Annotated in this window: 18 protein-coding genes; 5 read left to right on the top strand and 13 right to left on the bottom strand. The window is 63.7% G+C overall.

Annotation, left to right across the window (positions count from 1 at the left end; all coding sequences use genetic code 11):
• Positions 1-45 precede the first annotated feature (45 nt).
• Both AC1RZR_RS05675 and AC1RZR_RS05670 read left to right on the top strand, forming a co-directional pair.
• The gene (locus AC1RZR_RS05675) at positions 46-723 is read left to right on the top strand and encodes a winged helix-turn-helix domain-containing protein (protein WP_481827912.1); all 678 of its coding nucleotides are present in this window, start codon (positions 46-48) and stop codon (positions 721-723) included.
• Positions 720-2090 (top strand): HAMP domain-containing sensor histidine kinase, encoded by a 1371-nt coding sequence (locus AC1RZR_RS05670; protein ID WP_481827911.1) that lies wholly within the window; start codon positions 720-722, stop codon positions 2088-2090. Before AC1RZR_RS05675 ends, AC1RZR_RS05670 begins: the two co-directional genes overlap by 4 nt.
• A gap of 56 nt (positions 2091-2146) precedes the next feature.
• Here the strand turns inward: AC1RZR_RS05670 and AC1RZR_RS05665 are convergent, their stop codons facing one another.
• A complete protein-coding gene (locus tag AC1RZR_RS05665) occupies positions 2147-2575 on the bottom strand; it encodes an Lrp/AsnC family transcriptional regulator (protein ID WP_481829024.1) in 429 nt (142 codons plus the stop codon).
• A gap of 123 nt (positions 2576-2698) precedes the next feature.
• Between AC1RZR_RS05665 and AC1RZR_RS05660 the strand changes: the two genes are divergently transcribed.
• On the top strand, positions 2699-3802 hold the full coding sequence (locus AC1RZR_RS05660) for a saccharopine dehydrogenase family protein (RefSeq protein ID WP_481827910.1): 1104 nt from the start codon (positions 2699-2701) through the stop codon (positions 3800-3802).
• 230 nt (positions 3803-4032) lie between these two features.
• Here AC1RZR_RS05660 and lpdA read toward each other — a convergent pair whose 3' ends face one another.
• From lpdA to AC1RZR_RS05640, 4 genes are all read right to left on the bottom strand, one after another.
• A complete protein-coding gene (gene lpdA / locus AC1RZR_RS05655) occupies positions 4033-5424 on the bottom strand; it encodes a dihydrolipoyl dehydrogenase (protein WP_481827909.1) in 1392 nt (463 codons plus the stop codon).
• A gap of 258 nt (positions 5425-5682) precedes the next feature.
• Positions 5683-7005, bottom strand: coding sequence for a dihydrolipoamide acetyltransferase family protein (locus AC1RZR_RS05650; RefSeq protein ID WP_481827908.1), 1323 nt, complete (start codon positions 7003-7005; stop codon positions 5683-5685).
• Position 7006: 1 nt separating this feature from the next.
• Complete coding sequence (locus AC1RZR_RS05645; RefSeq protein ID WP_477268777.1) at positions 7007-8020, bottom strand: alpha-ketoacid dehydrogenase subunit beta; 1014 nt, start codon at positions 8018-8020, stop codon at positions 7007-7009.
• Positions 8021-8022: 2 nt separating this feature from the next.
• Entirely contained in the window at positions 8023-9255 is a 1233-nt protein-coding gene (locus AC1RZR_RS05640; protein WP_481827907.1) for a 3-methyl-2-oxobutanoate dehydrogenase (2-methylpropanoyl-transferring) subunit alpha, read from the bottom strand.
• 355 nt (positions 9256-9610) lie between these two features.
• On the opposite strand from AC1RZR_RS05640, the gene holA reads away from it, so the two are divergent.
• On the top strand, positions 9611-10654 hold the full coding sequence (gene holA, locus AC1RZR_RS05635) for a DNA polymerase III subunit delta (protein WP_481827906.1): 1044 nt from the start codon (positions 9611-9613) through the stop codon (positions 10652-10654).
• 225 nt (positions 10655-10879) lie between these two features.
• Here holA and AC1RZR_RS05630 read toward each other — a convergent pair whose 3' ends face one another.
• From AC1RZR_RS05630 to mnmE, 5 genes are all read right to left on the bottom strand, one after another.
• Positions 10880-11767: a ParB/RepB/Spo0J family partition protein gene (locus AC1RZR_RS05630; RefSeq protein WP_481827905.1), complete on the bottom strand. Its 888-nt coding sequence runs from the start codon at positions 11765-11767 to the stop codon at positions 10880-10882.
• 69 nt (positions 11768-11836) lie between these two features.
• Positions 11837-12637, bottom strand: a complete 801-nt coding sequence (locus AC1RZR_RS05625; RefSeq protein ID WP_481827904.1) for a ParA family protein — start codon at positions 12635-12637, stop codon at positions 11837-11839.
• Between the two features lie 43 nt (positions 12638-12680).
• Complete coding sequence (rsmG, locus tag AC1RZR_RS05620; protein ID WP_481827903.1) at positions 12681-13313, bottom strand: 16S rRNA (guanine(527)-N(7))-methyltransferase RsmG; 633 nt, start codon at positions 13311-13313, stop codon at positions 12681-12683.
• Complete coding sequence (mnmG, locus tag AC1RZR_RS05615) at positions 13310-15193, bottom strand: tRNA uridine-5-carboxymethylaminomethyl(34) synthesis enzyme MnmG (protein WP_481827902.1); 1884 nt, start codon at positions 15191-15193, stop codon at positions 13310-13312. The genes rsmG and mnmG overlap by 4 nt, the downstream gene beginning before the upstream one ends.
• A gap of 395 nt (positions 15194-15588) precedes the next feature.
• Positions 15589-16920: a tRNA uridine-5-carboxymethylaminomethyl(34) synthesis GTPase MnmE gene (gene mnmE, locus AC1RZR_RS05610; protein ID WP_481827901.1), complete on the bottom strand. Its 1332-nt coding sequence runs from the start codon at positions 16918-16920 to the stop codon at positions 15589-15591.
• 59 nt (positions 16921-16979) lie between these two features.
• Here mnmE and AC1RZR_RS05605 point away from each other — a divergent pair, with 59 nt between their 5' ends.
• Complete coding sequence (locus tag AC1RZR_RS05605; RefSeq protein WP_481827900.1) at positions 16980-18998, top strand: thioredoxin domain-containing protein; 2019 nt, start codon at positions 16980-16982, stop codon at positions 18996-18998.
• Between the two features lie 283 nt (positions 18999-19281).
• Here AC1RZR_RS05605 and rho read toward each other — a convergent pair whose 3' ends face one another.
• From rho to hemE, 3 genes are all read right to left on the bottom strand, one after another.
• Entirely contained in the window at positions 19282-20547 is a 1266-nt protein-coding gene (gene rho / locus AC1RZR_RS05600) for a transcription termination factor Rho (RefSeq protein ID WP_109663581.1), read from the bottom strand.
• Between the two features lie 175 nt (positions 20548-20722).
• Positions 20723-21268 carry a protoporphyrinogen oxidase HemJ gene (hemJ, locus tag AC1RZR_RS05595; RefSeq protein WP_477268769.1) on the bottom strand — a complete coding sequence of 182 codons (546 nt, stop codon included), beginning with the start codon at positions 21266-21268 and terminating at the stop codon, positions 20723-20725.
• A complete protein-coding gene (hemE, locus tag AC1RZR_RS05590) occupies positions 21268-22299 on the bottom strand; it encodes a uroporphyrinogen decarboxylase (RefSeq protein WP_477268768.1) in 1032 nt (343 codons plus the stop codon). Before hemE ends, hemJ begins: the two co-directional genes overlap by 1 nt.
• Between the last annotated feature and the right edge of the window lie 12 nt (positions 22300-22311).

Below are 22311 nucleotides of genomic sequence, written 5' to 3'. Positions count from 1 at the left end.
CCGGTGCTAGCCTGTCGCCGATCTCGGCAACGGACCGGAACTGCCATGCGACTTCTTCTTGTCGAGGACGACCACAGGACGGCCGACTACATCGTCAGGGGATTGACCGAGGCCGGCCATGTCTGTGACCTGCTGCGCAACGGCCACGACGCGCTGTTCGCGGCGACCAGCGGCAGCTATGACGTGATCATCGCCGATCGCATGATCCCGGGCCTCGACGGCCTGTCGATGGTCAAGGCGATCCGCGCGGCCGGCGTGCGGACGCCGGCGATCTTTCTCACTTCCGTCGGCGGTGTCGATGACCGCGTCGAAGGACTCGAGGCCGGCGGCGACGACTACCTGGTCAAGCCCTTCGCCTTTTCCGAGCTTCTCGCCCGTATCAACGCGCTTGGCCGGCGGCCGGCCGCGCAAGAGCAGAAGACGGTTCTGCGGGTTGCTGATCTGGAGATGGACCTGATCATGCGGCGCGTCACGCGGCAGGGCCAGACGATCGACCTGCAGCCGCGGGAGTTCAGCCTGCTGGAGGTGCTGATGCGCGGCGAAGGCCGCGTCATCACCCGCACCATGCTTCTGGAGCGGGTCTGGGATTTTCATTTCGATCCCAAGACCAGCGTCGTCGAAACCCATATCAGCCGGCTGCGCACCAAGATCGACAAGCCGTTCGAAACCCAGCTCATCCACACGGTCCGCAACACCGGCTACAGCCTGCACGCACCCTCATGACCGGAACATGGACCCGCCTGCTGCGCAGCACGCCGTTCCGGCTCGCTCTGACCTTCGCCTTCCTGTTCATGCTGGCCTTCGTGCTGTCGGGCGCCATCGTCTACCAGATGATGAGCGCCGATCTTGCCGAGCGGCTCGACGACACCATCAAGGAGACCTACGCGGTCATCGCCGCGACCTATGCCGGCAATGATCTCAAGGAGTTGGTGGAGACCACCGAAAGCCACTCCATGCGCAGCCCCAGGAAGGAACAGCTGTTTTCGCTGACTGACGCGGCCGGGGATCGCCTGGCCGGCAATTTCATCGCGGCAGGGCTTCCCGACGGTTTCTCGATGTTCAACGCCGAAATGCCCGGCGTGCCCCCGGGTGCCGAATATCGGGCCTATTCCGGCTCGATCGGCGGTAACAATCTGACGGTCGCCTTCAGCCTCGACGAGACGGAGGAACTGGAGACGATCATGCTGATGAGCTTCGGCTGGGCAACGCTGATCATCACCGGGCTGGCGGTCGCCGGCGGCGCCCTGCTCGCCTCGCGCGTCCAGAGCCGACTCGACGGCATCGCCGCCACCATGGTCGATGTCTCGCATGGCCGGCTGGACACCCGTATTCCGCTGACCGGCAAGGGCGACGATATCGACATCGTCTCCAGCCAGGTCAATGCGGCACTCGACCGCCTGTCGGCGCTGGTCGAAGGCATGAAGCAGGTCAGCGCCAACATCGCCCACGATCTGAAGACGCCGCTCAACCGTCTGCAGATGATCCTCGACTCCGCTTCGGAAAAGAACCTGTCGGGCAAAACGATCTCCGGCGAACTGGCGGAGGCGCATGCCGAGAGCCTGCAAATCAACGAGACCTTCGACGCCCTGCTGCGCATCGCGCAGATCGAGGCCGGCGCGCGCAGGGCGCGGTTCACCGACGTCGATCTCGGCGAGATCCTGGAGACCATCGCCGAGATCTACACCGACGTTGCCGAGGATGACGGCAAGTCGCTGTCGTCGTCGCAACTGCATGAAAAGACGGAGCGGATCCACGGCGATCGCGAGTTGCTGACGCAGATGTTCGCCAATCTGGTCGAGAATGCGCTGCGCCATTGCCCGCCCGGCACGACGATCAAGCTGTCGGTGACGCGCCAGGGCGAACGCGTTGTCGCCAGCGTTGCCGACAACGGGCCCGGCATTCCCGCCGACGAGCGCGAGAAGGTGTTTCAGCGGCTCTATCGGCTCGACCACAGCCGGTCGACGCCGGGTAGCGGCCTCGGCCTCAGCCTTGTCAGGGCCATCGCCGATCTGCACGGTGCATCCATTGCCCTTGACGATTGTCGGCCGGGCCTCGCCGTGGTGGTGAGCTTTCCCCTGGTGATGGATTAGCCGGCGAAGTGCCTGGTGCTGCGGCGCTGGTTCAGCTTGGGTCCTCAGAAGTCCGCTTAGCGGTCGATGCGTGTCGACAGGATGATCGACGACAAGGTTCGCTCGACCCCGTCCATGGCGCCGATTTGGTCGAGCAGCATGTCGAGGTCCCGGATCGACGGCGCGTCGACGATGACGATCATATCGAAATTGCCGCTGACCGAATGCAGCGTCCTGACCGGCGCCAGCGCCTGCAGGCCGCGCACCACCTTGTCGGCGAGCTTGGGCGTCACGGTGAGCAGCACATGCGCCCGCACCAGCCCCTGTTCGTAGTCGAGCGCCAACCGGACGCCATAGCCGGTGATGATGCCGCGCTGCTCCAGCCGTTCGATCCGGCTCTGCACCGTCGTGCGCGAGACACCGAGCTTGCGCGCAAGTTCGGCGGTCGAGGCGCGCGCATTGTCGCGCAGCAGGGAGAGCAGGGCCTGTTCGGCGTCACTGAGCATTTCGACGGTTTCCATCGGCAGATTGCACAATCAGAGTTTCGTTTCGAACAATTCCACGCTTCCTTTCGACGGGCAAGCTGCGATTCTATCCATCAAGTTCAGCTTTTGGGTGAGGGACGTTTCATGAAGAAAATTGTTGTTGTCGGCGCCGGCAAGATCGGCTCGACCATTGCGGAGATGCTCGCCGCCACCAGTGACTACCACGTCACCCTCGTCGACCGCTCGGCGGCACAACTCACTGCAGCCGAGCTGCCGGCAACGGTTGCCACGCTGGAACTCGACATCGAAGCCGCGGGCACGCTCGAAGCGGCCCTGGCCGGCAAGTTCGCGGTGCTCAGCGCCGCCCCCTTCCACCTCACCACGCGCATCGCCGAAGCGGCGGCAAGTGCCGGCGTGCATTATCTCGACCTCACCGAGGACGTCGTCAGCACCAGGCGGGTCAAGGAACTGGCGCGTTCGGGCAAAGGCGCCTTCATCCCGCAATGCGGCCTGGCGCCGGGTTTCATCTCGATCGTCGCCAATGATCTGGCCAGCCGCTTCGATTCGCTGGAAAGCGTGCGCATGCGCGTCGGCGCCCTGCCGCAATACCCGTCCAATGCGCTGAACTACAATCTGACCTGGAGCACCGACGGCGTCATCAACGAATATTGCGAGCCTTGCGAGGCGATCGTCGAGGGCGAGCTGATCGAAGTGCCACCGCTCGAGGAGCGAGAGGAATTCTCGCTCGACGGCGTTACCTACGAAGCGTTCAACACCTCAGGCGGGTTGGGCACTTTGGCCGAAACGCTGAAGGGCAAGGTGCGCACGCTGAACTACCGCACCATCCGCTATCCCGGTCACGCGGCGATCATGAAGGCGCTGCTCAACGACCTTGGCCTGCGCCACCGCCGCGACGTGCTGAAGGACATCTTCGAGAGCGCCCTGCCGGCGACGCTGCAGGACGTGGTCATCGTCTTCGTCACCGTCTCGGGCCGCAAGAACGGCCGCCTGCTGCAGGAGACCTACGCCAACAAGATCTACTCAAAGCGGGTAGGTGACGTCGTGCGCAGCGCCATCCAGATCACCACCGCCTCCGGCATCTGCGCCGTGCTCGACATGCTTGCCGACGGGACTTTGCCCGCGACCGGCTTCGTCAAGCAGGAAGACATCGCACTCGACGCCTTCCTCGCCAACCGCTTCGGCCGCGCCTATGCGCAGCACGAGATGGTGAGCCGGCTCGCGAGCTGAGGCGCCACCTTCCCTTCTCCCCTTGTGGGGGTGAGAAGCGGTTCGCGCAGCGAACGAGAAGCCAATTGCTTGGCTTTTCGAGCTTCGAACGCCCTGAGCCTGCGAAGGGCCGGGAAATGAATGGCCAACCGCCCGCCGGGTCCCCGCTGCTTCGCAGCGTCCCGGCGTTCGCCGGCCTTTCATCGTGCCACTGGCACGATTAATTCGCTTCGCGAACCGGCTGCTCCCCCTCAAATATGCAACGCGTGCCCCAGCGCCTTGAGCGCCGCTTCCTGGAACCCTTCGCCTTGCGTCGGATGGGCATGGATGGTGCCTGCGATATCCTCCAGCCTTGCGCCCATCTCCAGCGCCAGCCCAAAAGCCGCCGACAGTTCCGACACGCCTTGCCCGACCGCCTGGATGCCGAGCACCAGATGATTGTCCGCGCGTGCCACCACGCGGACGAAACCATCCTCGCCGAGCTTCGTCATCGCCCGGCCGTTGGCGGCGAACGGGAACATGCCGATCTTGATTTCGCCGCCCAGCGCCTTCGCCTCCTCCGGCGACAGGCCAGCCGTCACCAGCTCCGGATCGGTGAAGCACACCGCGGGAATGGAGCGCTTGTCCCAGCTGCGTTTGTGGCCGGCGATGATCTCGGCGACCATTTCGCCTTGCGCCATCGCCCGATGCGCCAGCATCGGCTCGCCGGTGACGTCGCCGATGGCGAAGATGCCGCGCATCGAGGTCCGGCACTGATCGTCGATGCGGATGAACTTTCCCGCCATGTCGAGGTCGATCTGCTCGAGCCCCCAGCCTTCGGTCACCGGCTTGCGGCCGACCGTCACCAGAATCCTGTCGGCGGCGATTTTGGCGCTCTTGCCATCAGATGTCTCGACCAGCAGCGCGTCGCCCTTGGTCCCCTTGGCCTTGGCACCCAGCATCACGTCGATGCCGAGGGCGGTGAGCCGCTTGACGACGGGCCGCGTCAGCTCCGCGTCGTACTGCGCCAGCACGCGCGGCAAGGCCTCGACCACGGTCACTTCAGCCCCCATCTTGGCAAAGGCTATGCCGAGTTCGAGGCCGATATAGCCGCCACCGACCACGGCGAGCTTCTTCGGCACTTCGTTCAGCGCCAGTGCGTCGGTGGATGAAATCACCGGGCCACCGAACGGCAGGAACGGCAGTTCGACCGGCGCCGAGCCGGTGGCGATGACGATCGTTTCGGCCCGGATCACCTGCACACCGGTCTCGGTCTCGACCGCGACTGTCTTGCCGTCGCGAAACGCCGCCCAGCCATGCACCGTCTTGACCCCGGCCTTCTTGAGCAGGCCGGCGACACCGCTGTTGAGCCGGCTGACGATACCGTCCTTCCAGGCGACGGTCCTGCCGAGATCGAGCACGGGTGCAGTCACCGAGATGCCGAGCGGGCTGTTGCCGCCAGCCATATGCGAGACCTTCTCGAATTCCTCCGCCGCATGGATCAGCGCCTTGGAGGGGATGCAGCCGACATTGAGGCAGGTGCCGCCGGGCTTGCCAGCTTCGACGATCACCGTATCGACGCCGAGCTGGCCGGCACGGATGGCGCAGATGTAGCCGCCGGGGCCGGCGCCGATGACGAGCAGCTTGCAGGAGATCTCTTTCATGTCAGCTGTCCTTTCGGCGATGGCCAATGCGCGCGGTCCCTTCTCCCTTTGTGGGAGAAGGTGGATCGGCGCGCAGCGCCGAGACGGATGCGGGATGTTGTACGGAGTGCCGTTGTCGCCAAGCTGGAGCACCCCTCATCCGCCGCCTTCGGCGACATCTTCTCCCACAGGGGGAGAAGGGGGAGCCAGCGTTCCGTCGCCGCGGACTTCCAACGATCCTTCTCATGCTTCGGGACGTTCGGGATGAGGCCCATGGAATCAATCCACAAAGATCAGCGCCGGCGTTTCCAGCAGCGCCTTGATGCGCTGGATGAAGACCGCGGCGTCCCAGCCGTCGATCACCCGGTGGTCGAAGCTGGAGGACAGGTTCATCACCTTGCGCGGGATGAACTGGGTGCCGTCCCACACCGGCCGCACCATCATCTTGTTGACGCCGATGATCGCCACTTCCGGATGGTTGATGACAGGCGTCGTCGCCACCCCGCCCATGGCGCCGAGCGAGGTGATGGTGATCGTCGAGCCGGACAGCTCGTCGCGTGTCGCGGTGCCGGACTTGGCCGCCTCGGCAAGCCTGATCACCTCGGCGCCGCACTCCCAGATGTCGCGCGCCTCGGCATGCTTGACCACCGGCACCACCAGCCCCGACGGCGTCTGCGCGGCAATGCCGATATGGATGCCGCCATGCTGGTGGATGATGCCGGCCTCGTCGTCGAACAGCGAGTTGAGATTGGGTTGGTCGGCGATAGCCTTGACCATCGCCCGCATCAGGAATGGCAGCAGCGTCAGCTTCGGCCGCTCCGCCTTGCCCGCGCGCTTTTCCTTGTTGAGCGCGGCGCGCAGATCCTCCAGCGCGGTGACATCGATCTCCTCGACATAGGTGATGTGCGGGATGCGCGATTTGGACAGCGTCATCTTCTCGGCGATCTTGCGCCGCAACCCAACCACCTTGATGTCCTGGATGGCGTCGTTGCGGGCGAGGCCGGATGTCCTGGCGATCTGCGGACCACGCGCCAGGAAGGCCTCGATGTCCTCATGGCCGATGCGGCCGGCCGGTCCGCTTCCCGAAACTTGCCGCAGATCGATGCCGGCCTCTTTTGCCCGCAGGCGGACCGCAGGCGATGCCAGCGGCTTTTCACCTTCCGGGCGCGGCGCGCCGGAAAGGGAAGGCTGCTGCGCGCTTTTCGAGACGGCCGGTGCAGGTTTCACGTCCGTCCCGCCTGCCTTTGGCGGCGTCTTCGCGGTTGGCGCGGCGGCCTCGGGCTTCGGCGTCGGCAGCTTCGCCGGTGGCTCGGCGGCCACCGCTGCCACGTCGCCGCCTTGCGGCTTCACATTGCCCTCGCCCGCCACTTTCAGCCGCACGATGGGCGAGCCGATCGCCACCGTGTCGCCGATCTCGGCGCCGAGCCACAGGATTTCGCCATCGACAGGCGACGGGATTTCAACCGTCGCCTTGTCGGTCATGACGGCGGCGAGCACGGTGTCCTCGCGCACGATGTCGCCGATCTTGACGTGCCATTCGACGAGCTCGGCCTCGGCGACGCCTTCGCCGACATCGGGCAGCTTGATGATGTGTTCGCCCATCTCAGGCTCCCATGGTTTCGAGCAGCGCCCGGCCGACACGGGCCGGGCCGGGGAAATAGTCCCATTCCTGCGCATGCGGATAGGGCGTGTCCCAGCCGGCGACCCGCGCCACCGGCGCTTCCAGATGGTAGAAGCAGTTCTCCTGCACCAGCGCCGACAGCTCGGCGCCGAAGCCTGAGGTCAGCGTCGCCTCATGCACGATGACACAGCGCCCGGTCTTCGTGACCGAAGCGACGATGGTGTCGAGATCGAGCGGCAAAAGGGTCCTGAGATCGATGATCTCGGCGTCGATGCCGGTCTCCTCGACGGCGGCCTGCGCGACATAGACCATGGTGCCGTAGGCCAGCACCGTTACCGCCGAGCCCGCCCGGCGGATCGCCGCCTTGCCGAGCGGCACCGTGTAGTGGCCGTCGGCGACTTCGCCGAGCTCGTGCTTCGACCAGGGCGTCACCGGCCGGTCGTGGTGGCCATCGAACGGACCGTTGTAGAGCCGCTTCGGTTCGAGGAAGATCACCGGATCGGGATCCTCGATCGCCGCGATCAGCAGCCCCTTGGCGTCATGCGGGTTGGACGGCACCACGGTCTTCAGCCCCGACACATGGGTGAACAGTGCTTCCGGGCTCTGGCTGTGGGTCTGGCCGCCGAAAATGCCGCCGCCGGTCGGCATCCGCACCACGATCGGACAGGTGAAATCGCCGTTCGAGCGGTAGCGTAGCCGCGCCGCTTCCTGGGTGAGCTGGTCATAGGCCGGATACATGTAGTCGGCAAACTGAATCTCCACGCACGGCTTCAGCCCGTAGGCGGCCATGCCGATGGCCGAGCCGACAATGCCGGATTCGTTGATCGGCGCGTCGAAGCAGCGGCTCTTGCCGTATTTGGCCTGCAGGCCCTGCGTGCAGCGGAAGACGCCGCCGAAGAAGCCGACATCCTCGCCGAACACGACGACGCGTTCGTCGCGCGCCATCGACACATCCATGGCGTCGCGAATGGCCTCGATCATGGTCCGTCTTGGCATGGTCAGACCCCCGCCTGCTGGCGCTGGCGCCGCAGATGCGGCGGCATCTCGGCATAGAGCCCTTCGAACATGTCGCGGGTCGACGGCTTGCCGCCGGCATGCAGCGTGCCGTGGCTTTCGGCTTCCTTCTGCGCCGTGATCACCGTGTCGAGGATTTCCGCCTCGGCCTGAGCGTGCCGCTCGTCCGACCAGACCCCGAGCCCTATCAGATGGTTCTTCAGCCGCACGATCGGATCGCCGAGCGGCCAGGCGTCGGATTCGGTCTTTGGCCGGTAGGCCGAGGGGTCATCCGAACTCGAATGCGCGCCGGCGCGATAGGTGACATATTCGACCAGGGTCGGCCCGAGATTGCTGCGCGCGCGCTCCGCCGCCCATTTGGCCACCGAATGGACGGCGAGATAATCATTGCCGTCGACGCGCAGTGACGGGATGCCGAAACCGAGGCCTCGGGCCGCGAAAGTGCCCGAGCCGCCACGGGCGATGCCCTGGAATGTCGAGATCGCCCACTGGTTGTTGACGACATTGAGCACGACGGGCGCCTTGTAGGTGGAGGCGAACACCAGCGCCGAATGGAAATCGGATTCGGCGGTCGAGCCATCGCCGATCCAGGCGGCGGCGATCTTCGAATCGTTCGAGATCGCCGAGGCCATCGCCCAGCCGACCGCCTGGATGTACTGCGTCGCCAGATTGCCGGAGATCGAGAAGAAGCCGTGTTCCTTCGACGAATACATGATCGGCAATTGGCGACCCTTGAGCGGGTCGGCCTCGTTGGAATAGATCTGGTTCATCATCGTGACCATCGGATAGCCGTCGGCGATGAGCAGCCCTGCCTGGCGATAGGTCGGGAAATTCATGTCGCCCGGCGCCAGCGCCTTGCGGAAGGCGCAGGCCACCGCCTCTTCGCCCAGATGCTGCATGTAGAACGAGGTCTTGCCCTGGCGCTGCGCCATCTGCATGCGGGCATCGAATGTCCTCAGCGTCATCATGTGGCGCAGGCCGGCCAGAAGCTCGTCGCTGGAGAGCAGGCCGGCCCAGGGACCGACGGCTTCGCCATTGCGGTTCAGCACCCGGATGATCGAGAAGGCGAGATCGCGGATCGTGCGCGGATCGACATCGATATCGGGGCGCGGCACCGAGCCGGCCTTCGGGATGGGTACGTTGGAAAAGTCAGGCGTTCCGCCCGGCCGCACTTCCGGTTCCGGAACGTGAAAACGCAACGTCCCAGCATCGGCCATGACCTTTGTCCTCCAATGTTGCCTGGCGCTGATATTTGCATATCTGCGCCGCCAGACCAGTGCGATTCGTCGGGCAAACCTTCGGGCGTCGGTCCCGGCCGCACCGGCCGATGCAGCCTCCCCCCACAAAATGAAGATATGTCCGCGAAATTTCTTGTCGATCTTGGGCAGGGACGCGCAATTTGGCGCAAGATTGCGCCGCGTTTTCCGGAAGATAAGGTGATTGGGGGCGGATTGCGGCGACTTGTGCTGCGGTCGAACCTGCCAATCTCCCCCCGTGTGAGGGAGATCGCGCGCGCCGCGGTTTCGCTCGAACTCCGTTCACCCGGCGCTCGCGCTGTGCTAACCACCCTCCATGGCACAGAAGAAAGCTTTCGAGGTCGATTCCTGGCTGGCCCGACCGGACCAGCGCATCTCGATCGTCCTGCTCTATGGTCCCGACCGAGGCCTCGTCACCGAGCGCGCAAAAGCCTTTGCCGGGAAGACCGGCCTGCCGCTCGACGATCCCTTCTCGGTGGTCAGGCTGGACGGCTCGGAGGTTGACCGCGACGAGGGCCGGCTGCTCGACGAGGCACGCACCGTGCCGATGTTTTCCGACCGGCGGCTGCTCTGGGTGCGCAATGCCAGTGGCCAGAAGGCGCTGGCCGACGACGTCAAGGCACTCACGGCCGAGCCACCGCGTGACGCCATCATCCTGATCGAGGCCGGCGATCTCAAGAAGGGCGTCGGCCTGCGTGCCATCGTCGAAGCGGCTGACAACGCCATGGCGCTGCCATGCTATGCCGACGAGGCCCGCGACATCGACACCGTTATCGACGGAGAACTGCAGAAAGCAGGCATGTCGATGACCATGGAAGCCAGGCAGGCCCTGCGCCGCAATCTCGGCGGCGACCGGCTGGCCTCGCGCGGCGAGATCGAAAAGCTCATTCTCTACGCCCACGGCCGGACGGAGATCGGGCTGGAAGAGGTCAGGGCGATGTCGGGTGACGTGTCCGGGGCCTCCTTCGATGACGCGGTCGACGCGCTTCTCGAAGGCAAGATCGGCGATTTCGACACCGCCTTCACCCGCCATTGCCAGTCCGGCGGCCCGCCCTTCCTGGTACTGTCCTCGGCGATGCGCCAATTGCAGTCGATCCAGGCCATGCGTGGCCAGATGGACTCTGCCGGCCGCAACGCGGCTTCGGTGGTTGCCGCCGCCCGCCCGCCGGTGTTTTTCTCGCGGCGCAAGCTGGTGGAGAAAGCGCTGGAGCGCTGGAGCAGCGAAGCCCTCGGCCGCGCGCTGACCCGGCTGCAGACCGCGGTACTGCAGACGCGGCGGCGGCCGGATCTGTCGGTTGCGCTGGCACGCCAGGCGCTGCTCGGCATTGTGGTGGAGAGCAGCCGGCTTGCGCAGAGGTAGGGTTCTTCCCTTCTCCCCCTTGTGGGAGAGGGTGGATCGGCGCGCAGCGCCGAGACGGTTGAGGGGTGTTGGACGGAATGAGGCGCAGGTGTTTTCTGGAACACCCCTCATCCGTCGCTTCGGCGACACCTTCTCCCACAATGGGAGAAGGGAAGGGAGGACGGCGCGAGGCCTCAAGTCTGACTGGCCAAGCAAGCTTTCAAGTCAGAGCACTTCGTCGGCTAACTACCGCTCCTGCTTCAGCCGTCGACACAGCTCGTCGAGCTGCTCCAGCGACCGATACGCGACACGAAGTTCGCCGCCCTTGGCCTTGTGATCGATCGACACGATCATACCGATGGTGTTGGTCATCAGCCTTTCCAGCGCTAGCGTATCGGTATCCTTTTCCGGCGTACTTTGCGCTTGCTTCGGCTTGGCTGGGGTAGGGCCGGCCGGCATCTGCGCCAGCGCCTCGGCCTGGCGCACCGAAAGCCCTTCCTCGACGATGCGCTTGGCAAGGCCGGCCGGATCCTCCGCCGTCACCAGCGTACGGGCATGGCCCGCCGACAGCGCGCCATCGACCAGCATATCGCGGATCACATCCGGCAGCTTCAGCAGCCGCAGCGTGTTCGCGACATGGCTGCGGCTCTTGCCGATCACCTGGCCGAGGTCGGCCTGGGTATAGCCGTGATCGTCGATCAATTGCTGATAGCCAAGCGCTTCCTCGACCGCATTGAGGTCGGTGCGCTGGACGTTCTCGATGATCGCCAGTTCGAGCGCGGTGCGGTCGTTGACCTCGCGGACGATGACCGGGATCTCGGTCAGCCCGGCGCGCTGCGCCGCTCGCCAGCGCCGCTCGCCGGCGATGATCTCGTAGCGGCCAGCCAGCGTCGGCGAAGGCCGCGCCACCACCGGCTGCACCACGCCATGCTCGCGGATGGACTGGGCAAGATCGGTCAGCTCGGCCTCGCCGAAATGCCGGCGCGGATTTTTCGGATTAGGGGTCAGGAACTCGATCGGCACCTTGCCGTCGCCGCTCATACCAGGTTTTTCGGGTGCGGCCGGACGATCGATCTCACCGATCAGCGCCGCCAGCCCACGGCCCAGTCTTTTTCTCGAAAGGTCTTCGCTCATAACACTTCCAGTTGGCTATTCCAGATCGTTTCGGTATCGAATCGGCTATTAATTATGCATGTCAGCTAATCAAGCGGCGCGCAATTTGCGCTCGCGGCGGATCACTTCCGACGCCAACTGCAGATAGGCCTGGCTGCCCGAGCATTTGAGATCGTAGAGGATCGCCGGCTTGCCGTAGGATGGCGCCTCGGACACTCGCACATTGCGCGGAATGATGGTCTCGTAGACCTTGTCGCCCATATGCGCGCGCACGTCCTGCACCACCTGGTTGGCGAGATTGTTACGGCCGTCATACATGGTCAGCACGATGCCCTGGATGGTCAGGTCCGGATTGATCGAACGGCGCACCTGCTCGACGGTTTCGAGCAACTGGCTGAGGCCTTCGAGAGCGAAGAACTCGCATTGCAGCGGCACCAGCACCGAATCGGCGGCAGCCATCGAATTCAACGTCAGCAGGTTGAGCGACGGCGGGCAGTCGATCAGCACATAGCCGAAGCCGGCCGAGCGTTCGGCCGAGGCGCGCAAGGCGTTGCGCAGCCGCAGCACCCGGTCCGGCGCCGAGGCGATCTCCATCTCGATGCCGAGCAGGTCGAGGGTCGACGGCACGATCGACAGGCCTGGCACCGCCGTCGGGATGGCCGCGGCTTCCAGATCCAGCTCGCCGGTCAGCACGTCGTAAGACGAGACCGTCCGATCCTTGCGATCGATGCCGAGGCCGGTGCTGGCATTGCCTTGCGGATCGAGGTCGACGATCAGCACCTTTTCGCCGATTGCCGCCAGCGCGGTAGCCAGATTGATGGCGGTGGTCGTCTTGCCGACGCCGCCCTTCTGGTTGGCTACGGTGATGATTCGGGGGTCATTCTTCATCATGGGTCTATGCCAGGCATTCATGTCGTGGATCGCCAAACGCAAGTCAAACGGGTCGCACGTTCGACAGTTCAAGGATGACCCCATGCGGGTCGGTCACACTTGGATGTTCTACCAGATCGAAGGCCCATCGGTGAACGCTTTCTTGCACTTCCGCCCGGTAATCCCGGCCTTTGTGGAACAGGCCGCGCGCGCCTGACGTCAGCCATGGCGCCGACAGATCCAGCAAGGTAGAAAGCGAGGCCAAGGCGCGCGCGGTGACGATTTGTGGCGTCGAAACAAGCGCATGGCTGTCTTCGATGCGGCGCGCCACGACCCGCGCCGGCAGGCTGAACTGACCGATGACGGTCTGCAGGAACGATGCCTTTTTGCGATTGCTTTCAACCAGGTCGATGCTGGCGCCCTCGCGCTCGGCAAGCAGGAAGGCCATGACAAGTCCGGGAAATCCGCCACCCGAGCCTATGTCGACCCAGCGTATGGCCGTGGGCTCGATGCGCCCGAGTTGCGCGCTGTCCAATATGTGACGCTGCCAGACATCACCGGACGTCGACTGCGCAACCAGATTGATGCTGCGATTCCATTTCTGGAACATCTGCTCGAACGCCACCAGTCGATCGAATGTTTCACGTGAAACCGGGCCTGCCGCGTCCTGCAGGCTCTCCCATGAAAAGGAACTCACGCAACATCCCTTTGGTCAGTTCGCTGCGCACTCGCGGCATGGCGGACATGCGCGACGATGATCGCCAGCGCCGCCGGCGTCATGCCTTCCATGCGCTGGGCATCGGCGATCGAACGCGGCCGCCGCGCCTGCATCTTCTGCTTGAGCTCGTTGGAGAGGCCCGGCACGCCGGCAAAATCGACCGTCTCGGGAATCAGTCGGCTTTCCTCAAGCCGGATCTGCGCTACATCCGTCTTCTGACGATCGAGATAGACCGAATATTTCGCTTCCGTTTCGAGCCGCTCCGCCGTCTTGGCGTCGATGTCCCCAAATCTTGGCTCGACACGAGCCAGCCAGGCGACATCGACGCCGAGATAGGCCAGCAACTCATAGCCGGAGCGGCGCACGCCATCCCGGTTGATCTCCAGCCCAAGCCGCGCCGCTTCGTTGGGGGTCAAGCTCAGCGACACCGCCAACTGGCGCGCTTCGTCGAGCTGCCGCATCATGTCGCCATAGCGCTGCATCCGCTGCGCCGAAGCGATCCCGAGCTTCGCCGCCAAAGGCGTCAGCCGCTCATCCGCATTGTCGGCGCGCAGCGACAACCGGAATTCGGCCCGCGAGGTAAACATCCGGTAGGGCTCGGCAATGCCGCGGCTGGTCAGATCGTCGACCATGACACCGATATAGGCTTCAGTGCGGCTGAGCACGATTTGCTCGTCCCCTGCCGAACGCCGCGCGGCGTTCAAGCCGGCGAGCAGGCCTTGCCCGGCCGCCTCTTCATATCCGGTGGTGCCGTTGATCTGCCCGGCGAGGAAGAGACCGCCAACCCGTTTCGTCTCAAGCGTCTGATGCAATTCGCGCGGATCGACATGATCATATTCAATGGCATAGCCCGGCTGCAGCATGACGGCGCGCTCAAGCCCGGGGATGGTTTTGAGAATCTCGAGCTGCACATCCTGCGGCAGCGAGGTGGAGATGCCGTTGGGATAGACGGTATCGTCGTCGAGCCCTTCCGGCTCGAGAAAAATCTGGTGCCCGTCCCTGTCACCGAACTTGACGATCTTGTCCTCGATCGATGGGCAATAGCGAGGCCCGACGCCCTCGATCGAACCGGAATACATGGCCGACCGGCTGAGATTGGCGCGAATCAGATCATGCGTCGCCGTTGTTGTGCGCGTGATGCCGCACTCGATTTGTGGTGTTGTGATACGATCGGTCATCAGCGAGAACGGCACCGGATCCTCATCCGCCGCCTGGCTTTCCAGCGACGCCCAATCGATGGTTTTCCCATCCAGCCTTGGCGGCGTGCCCGTCTTCAGCCTGCCGAGCTTGAAGCCGGTACGGTCCATTGTTGCCGACAGGCCGAGGCTGGCCTGCTCGTTCATGCGGCCGGCGACGATCTTCTTGTCACCGATGTGGATGAGCCCGCGCAGGAATGTCCCGGTCGTCAGAACAACGGCGCCGCAGGCCAGCCGCCTGCCGTCGGCCAGGAGAACAGCGGCGATCTGCCCGTCGTCGATTTCGAAGTCGAGCACTTCGCCCTCGACCACGGCGAGATCGTTCTGGAGCCGAATCGCTTCTTGCATGGCAAGGCGATAGAGCTTTCGGTCAGCCTGCGTGCGCGGGCCGCGCACCGCCGGCCCCTTGCGGCGGTTGAGCAGGCGGAACTGGATGCCCGCGGCGTCCGCCACCCGGCCCATCAACCCGTCCATGGCATCGATCTCACGAACCAGATGGCCTTTGCCGAGCCCGCCGATGGCCGGATTGCACGACATCACGCCGATCGTGTCGAAGCGCAGCGTCACCAGGGCGGTTCTAGCACCGGCGCGCGCGGCTGCACTGGCCGCCTCGCACCCCGCGTGGCCGCCGCCCACCACAACCACATCAAAGTGATCGGTCATTTCCAAACGTCCTGGACTCAAAAGATTGAGCGACACATGTCCCCGCAAGGCGATGCTGTCAAGAAAACTCCGCGAGTCGTTTCACGTGAAACAGGTAGCGAGGCCTTGCAGCCATGTTCCACCTGATCAGCGCAAGGGGGATCCATTAGTGGTCAGCGTGTCCGCACCTGCCTGCCGGCATCCTCTTCCCATCTAGTGACGGGGAGAGGGGCGCGGTTATCGATGGCTTCGCTAACCCCAAACGTTGCGCGGGAGGCGACAGTCCGCCACCATGCGCGAAGAAATGCCCCGCAGCGCAATAAGGGGCGCCGCCAACATCTGCCACTACGTTTCACTACGTTTCACGTGAGTCATCCCGCCGATCTCTAAAGCGGGCTGCGATTGTTTCACGTGAGTCATTTCCCAATGCAGAACTGCGCGAAAATGACGTCCAGCATGTCCTCGACATCGATGGCTCCGACGATCCGGCCGAGCCGATCTGCCGCGAGGCGCAACTCCTCTGCGCGCAGTTCCTGCCCGATAGCCCGGTCGTCAATTGCTCGGCGCAGATGGCGGTTTGCTTCGCCGAGCAATTCGACATGGCGCAGGCGTGATGGAAGAATATCGCCGGTACTGCCGGCAGCGCTCGCGGCGCGCTGGCCGATTTCCGCCAGCAATGTCTCCACACCTGTCCCATCCACGACCGAGATGGCGTGATCGTAGCGCTTGCCCACATCGCGAACCGCCTGCCTGTCCAACAGGTCGAGCTTGGTGCCGACGCGCAAGGCCGGTATCCCCGCCGGCATCGAACCAACAGTCTTTGGATCAGCAACGTCCTGTAACGACAGCAAGAGATCGGCGCGATCGGCCTTGGCCCTTGCCTTCTCGATGCCGATCGCCTCGACCTTCCCGGCCGCATCGCGCAGTCCTGCAGTGTCGGTCAACCGGACGCGCAGCCCATCGAGATCGAGCACCACCTCGAGCAGGTCGCGGGTGGTGCCGGGCTCATCCGTTACAATAGCAGCATCGCGCCGCGCCAAGGCGTTGAACAGACTCGACTTGCCGGCATTGGGCGCGCCGAGAATGACGACCTCGAACCCATCGCGGATGATCTCGGCGGCGCGAAATCCGGCCATGTGCCGGTCGATCTCGCCGATCATCGCCCGAACGTCAGACCAGACCGTATCCGAAACAGAACCTGGCACATCGTCCTCGTCGGCAAAATCGATCTCGGCCTCGATCATGGCTCGGGCATGGATCAGCTGACGGCGCCAACCGAGATAGAGTTCGCTCTGCACGCCTTCAGCATTCTGGACCGCAAAGCGCCGCTGCGCCTCGGTCTCCGCATTGACGAGATCGGCCAGCGCTTCGGTCTCCACGAGATCGAACTTGCCGTTGAGGAAGGCGCGGCGTGTGAATTCACCGGGTTCGGCATGCCTGAGACCGTCGAAACGTGTGATTGTCTCCAGCATTCTGGCCACCACGGCGCGGCCGCCATGAACGTGGAATTCCGCCACATCCTCGCCCGTAAAACTTGCGGGGCCGGGAAAAAAGACCACCAGACCGTTGTCGAGCACAGTGCCATCGGGTGCTCTGAACTTGCGCAGAACCGCTGCGCGGTCCTTAACCATGCCGCCGGCAATCGTTTCGACTGCGAATCGAGTCTGTGGGCCGGAAATGCGGATGACGGCAACGCCAGCCGGCAGGCGGCCGCTCGACAACGCGACGATCGAATCCCTTGAAATCATTTGCCCGCTCTGTTGAACCGCCCTAGCTTCCCGTTCAATGATTGCCGGGTAGCCTGATCGTGACATTGCCTCCACAAAACCTGCTTGCTGAAGAAGCCAGCCCCTATCTGCGGCAGCACAGCGGCAATCCCGTCCATTGGCGGGCATGGTCGCCGGCTTCGCTTGAAGAGGCGAAGGCTCTGGACCGACCGATCCTGCTCTCGGTCGGCTATGCCGCCTGCCACTGGTGCCATGTCATGGCGCACGAAAGCTTCGAGAACGACGACGTCGCCGCCGTCATGAACCGTCTGTTCGTCAATATCAAGGTCGACCGCGAGGAGCGGCCCGACATCGACCAGATCTACATGGCGGCTTTGTCGTCGATGGGCGAGCAAGGCGGCTGGCCGCTGACCATGTTCCTGACGCCGGACGGCAAGCCGTTCTGGGGTGGCACCTACTTCCCACGCGAGCCTCGCTATGGCCGCCCGGGTTTCATCCAGGTGATGCAGGCGATCGACAAGGCCTGGCAGGAGAAGCGGGCGAGCCTGAACCAGAGCGCCGACGGCCTGACCACGCATGTCGAGGCCCGGCTCGCCGGTGCGCATCCGGCAACAGTGCTTGACCGCGACACGCTGGAAAACCTCGCCAGGGGCATCGACGGCATGATCGATCGCGATCTCGGCGGCCTGCGCGGGGCGCCGAAATTCCCCAATGCGCCGTTCATGCTGACGCTTTGGCTGTCCTGGCTGCGCGACGGCAACGCGACGCATCGCGACGATGTCCTGCTCAGCCTCGACCGGATGTTGAGCGGCGGCATCTACGATCATATTGGCGGTGGGCTCAGCCGCTACTCGACCGATGCCGAATGGCTGGTGCCGCATTTCGAGAAGATGCTCTACGACAACGCCCAGCTCGTCCGCTTCTGCAACTGGGCCTATGTCGCCAGCGGCGATGAGTTGTTCCGGGTACGAATCGAAGAGACGGTCGACTGGCTGCTACGCGAAATGCGTGTTGACGGCGGCGGCTTTGCCGCCAGCCTCGACGCCGACAGCGATGGCGAGGAGGGGCTGTTCTACACCTGGAGCAGGGAAGAGATCGAAGCCGCGCTCGGCGACGATTCCACCTTGTTTTTCAAACACTTCACGCTATCCAGCCCGCACGGCTGGGAGGGCAAGCCGGTCGTCCATCAAACCCGTTTCCAGCAAGCACAGGGTGTGGTCAATCGCGACCAACTCGTTCCGCTCAAGGCCAAACTCCTCGCCGTCCGGGAAAAGCGGGTCAGGCCCGGCCTCGACGCAAAGACCCTCACCGACTGGAACGGCCTGATGATTGCAGCCCTGGCCGAGGCTGGCCGGTCGCTGGCGCGGCGGGACTGGGTCGACGCCGCGGCAAAGGCCTTCGGCCATATCAGCGCCGCCAGCCGCGACAACCGTTTGCCGCATTCGATGCTCGGCGCCAGGAAATTGTTCCCCGCGCTGTCCAGCGACTACGCCGCCATGACCAACGCGGCGATCTCGCTGTTCGAGGCCACGGGTGATTGGAGCTACGTAGAACAGGCCAGCCAGTTCATCGAGCAACTCGACCATTGGCACGCGGGCGCCGATAAGACCGGCTACTATCTGACCGCTTCGGACAGCACCGACGTGCCGATCCGCATTCGGGGCGATGTTGACGAGGCCATTCCTTCCGCCACCGGCCAGATCATCGAAGCGCTGGTTCGGCTCGCTTCCATCACTGGCGATCTCGATCTGCAGGAGAGAGCCTGGAAGGTTGCCGAGCATGCTGCAGGCCGGGCCGCACAGCAGTCCTATGGCCAAGCTGGCATCGTCAACGCCTGCGCGCTGGCAATCGAGCCGTTTAAGCTGGTGCTGATAGACGATCTCACCAATCCCGGACTTGTTCCGGTTGCGAATCGAAACCCCGACCCTCGTCGGGTCGATATCGTCGTTTCGGTCGGTTCGGAAGCGAATCGACCCGTGCTGCCCGGCGGTATCTTGCCACCAACCGACAGGCCGGGTGCATGGTTGTGCACGGGGCAGGTGTGTTTGCCGGTGGTAATGGGTCCTGACGAACTCGAGCGTCTGTTGCGTCGGCGGTAGTCAGGCTGCCTCTGGCCGCTTCGCTTTGCTTCAAAGCGCTGGCGCTGCACTCACCTGCCTGCCGGCATCCTGTCCCCGCAAACGGGGCGAGGGACGCTGTCATCAATATTCGCACGAAAGGTGCCGGCGTTGCGGCCAGCCTCTTTCTCCCCGTCCCTATACGGGGAGTTGAGAAGTGGTCCGCGTCGCGGACGAAAAGCCAACTGCTTGGCTTTTTCAAACGACGAACGCCAGGCAGGGCAATGAGCGGCGGCGCCGGCTTTCGCGAGGTCGCCGCCAACCCTTACGTATTCATTGAATCGAAGAAGTCGGCATTGGTCTTGGTCTGCTTGAGCTTGTCGATCAGGAACTCGATCGCGTCGGTGGTTCCCATCGGCGCCAGGATGCGGCGCAGCACGAAGATCTTCTGCAGGTCCTGGCGGGCGACCAGCAGGTCTTCCTTGCGGGTGCCGGACTTCAGGATGTCCATGGCCGGATAGATGCGCTTGTCGGCAACCTTGCGGTCGAGCACGATTTCCGAATTGCCGGTGCCCTTGAACTCTTCGAAGATGACTTCGTCCATGCGGCTTCCGGTATCGATCAGCGCGGTGGCGATGATGGTCAGCGACCCGCCTTCCTCAATGTTGCGGGCGGCGCCGAAGAAGCGCTTCGGCCGCTGCAAGGCGTTGGCGTCGACACCGCCGGTCAGCACCTTGCCAGATGACGGCACCACGGTGTTGTAGGCACGGCCGAGGCGGGTGATCGAATCGAGCAGGATAACGACGTCGCGGCCATGTTCGACCAGCCGCTTGGCCTTCTCGATGACCATTTCGGCGACCTGGACGTGGCGCACCGCCGGTTCGTCGAAGGTCGAGGAAACGACCTCGCCCTTCACCGAGCGCTGCATGTCGGTGACTTCTTCCGGCCGCTCGTCGATCAGAAGTACGATCAGGTAGCATTCGGGATGATTGGTGGTGATCGAATGGGCGATGTTCTGCAAGAGCACCGTCTTGCCGGTGCGCGGCTGCGCCACGATCAAGGCGCGCTGGCCCTTGCCGAGGGGGGCCACCAGGTCGATGACGCGGGCCGAGATGTCCTTGGAGGTCGGAACCTCCATTTCCATCTTCAGCCGCGAGGTCGGGTAGAGCGGTGTCAGATTGTCGAAGTGGATCTTGTGACGGATCTTTTCGGGATCGTCGAAATTGATCGTGTTGACCTTGAGCAGCGCGAAATAGCGCTCGCCCTCTTTCGGGCTGCGGATCGGCCCTTCGACCGTATCCCCGGTCTTCAGCGAAAAGCGCCTGATCTGCGACGGCGAAATATAGATGTCGTCGGGACCTGGCAGATAATTGGCGTTGGCCGAACGCAGGAAGCCAAAACCGTCCTGCAGCACCTCGACCACACCGTCGCCGATGATCTCGACGTCCTGGGCGGCCAGCTTCTTCAGGATCGCGAACATCAGCTCCTGCTTGCGCATGACGCTGGCGTTTTCGACCTCGAGCGATTCGGCATAAGCGATCAGCTCTGGCGGTTTTTTGTTCTTGAACTCGGCGAGTTTCATTTCTTGCATAGACGGACCTTGAATAGATGGAGTCTGGGTAAGCTTTGGGAAAATATCGGCGGGATGCGACAAATGCCGGGCGCGGCCGAAAGCAACGAAGGGCGGCGCATGACGGGAAGGAAGACCCGTCTTTTATCGTCGGTCGGATGAAAGAGCAAGCTGCGTTTTACAAGGCCCAAAAGACCTAGAACGGCTTGACGACAACCAGGATCACGATTGCGATCATCAGCAATGTGGGGATCTCGTTGACGATCCGCCAGTGCCTCGCCGGTTTTTCGTTGCGGTCCTCGGCAAATTTGCGCACCGCGCCGGCGAGATAGCCATGAACGGCGGACAGTAAAAGCACCGCCCCGATCTTGGCATGCAGCCAGCCGCCCTGGAAACCAAAGCCTTTCCAGGCCAGCCACAGACCAAAAACCCAGGTCACGATCATCGCCGGATTGATGATGCCACGCAGCAGACGCCGCTCCATCACCTTGAAGGTCTCGGACTGTACCGAACCCTTCTCGGCATCGGCGTGATAGACGAGCAACCGCGGCAGATAGAGCATGCCGGCCATCCACGAGATGACGGCAAGGATGTGGATCGCTTTCGCCCATGGATAAAAGCCGTCGGGCGCGGCGAAATACAAAAGCGCCGTCAGCACAATCAAGACACCTATGCCTATGGTCATGCGCATCATCGCCTGGCCGGTGCTGTTCGTGTTGCCAGTGTTGTTCGATTGAGCCATCAGCGTGTCGCGCTCCTCACCAGTTTCACCATCGCCTCGACATGGGCTATCGGCGTCTCCGGCGTGATGCCGTGACCGAGATTGAAGATCAGCGGCCCGTCTCCGAGCGCCCCGAGGATCGCCTCGACACCATCGGACAGCGCTTTGCCGCCAGCCACGAGCCGCAAGGGATCGAGGTTGCCCTGGACCGCACCCAAGCGCTGCAAATCCTTCGCCGCTATCAGGGGCACCGTCCAGTCGATCCCCAGGGCCGTTACGCCGGTCTTCTGGCGATAAGTTCGGTAGCGCGCACCGGCCCCCTTCGGAAAACCGATGATCGGAACATCGGGATAAACCGCCCGAACCCGGCCAACGATCTCGGCCACCGGCTGAACGCAGAACAGATCGAACGATGCATCATCGAGCACGCCGGACCAGGAATCGAATATCTGCACCACATCCGCCCCCGCCTCGATCTGGCGAATGAGATAGGCGGCCGAATGATCGGCAAGCACTTTCAGCAAGTGTTGAAAGGCCGCTGGTTCACGATAGGCGAACAGCCGCGCCGGCGCCTGGTCGGGCGTGCCGTGGCCGGCGATCATATAGGTCGCCACCGTCCACGGCGCGCCGCAGAAGCCGATCAGCGTCGTCTCGTCCGGCAGTTTGGCTCGCAATCGCCGAACCGTTTCGTAGACCGGTTCGAGATTCACGTGAAACGTTTTGCTTTCCAGAGCCGCAATCTCGGCCACGGTGATCGGCGTCAGCAGAGGTCCTCGGCCCTCTTCGAAGCGTACGTCGCGGCCAAGCGCATGCGGAACGACGAGGATGTCCGAAAACAGGATCGAGGCATCGAAGCCGAAGCGCTCGATCGGCTGCAGCGTCACTTCGACGGCAAGGTCCGGATCGTAGCAAAGCTCGAGGAACGAACCGGCGCGCCTGCGTGTCTCACGATATTCCGGCAGGTAGCGCCCGGCCTGACGCATCATCCAGAGCGGAGGAGGGAACACCGCCTTGCCCTTCAGGACGTCCAGCATGATCCGGTTCTGGGGCATCGAGCGCTCGCT

It is taken from the genome of Mesorhizobium bavaricum, assembly GCF_056781655.1.
The sequence above is the reverse complement of the archived record's forward strand: the minus strand, read 5'-3'. Positions and strand labels throughout refer to the sequence as shown.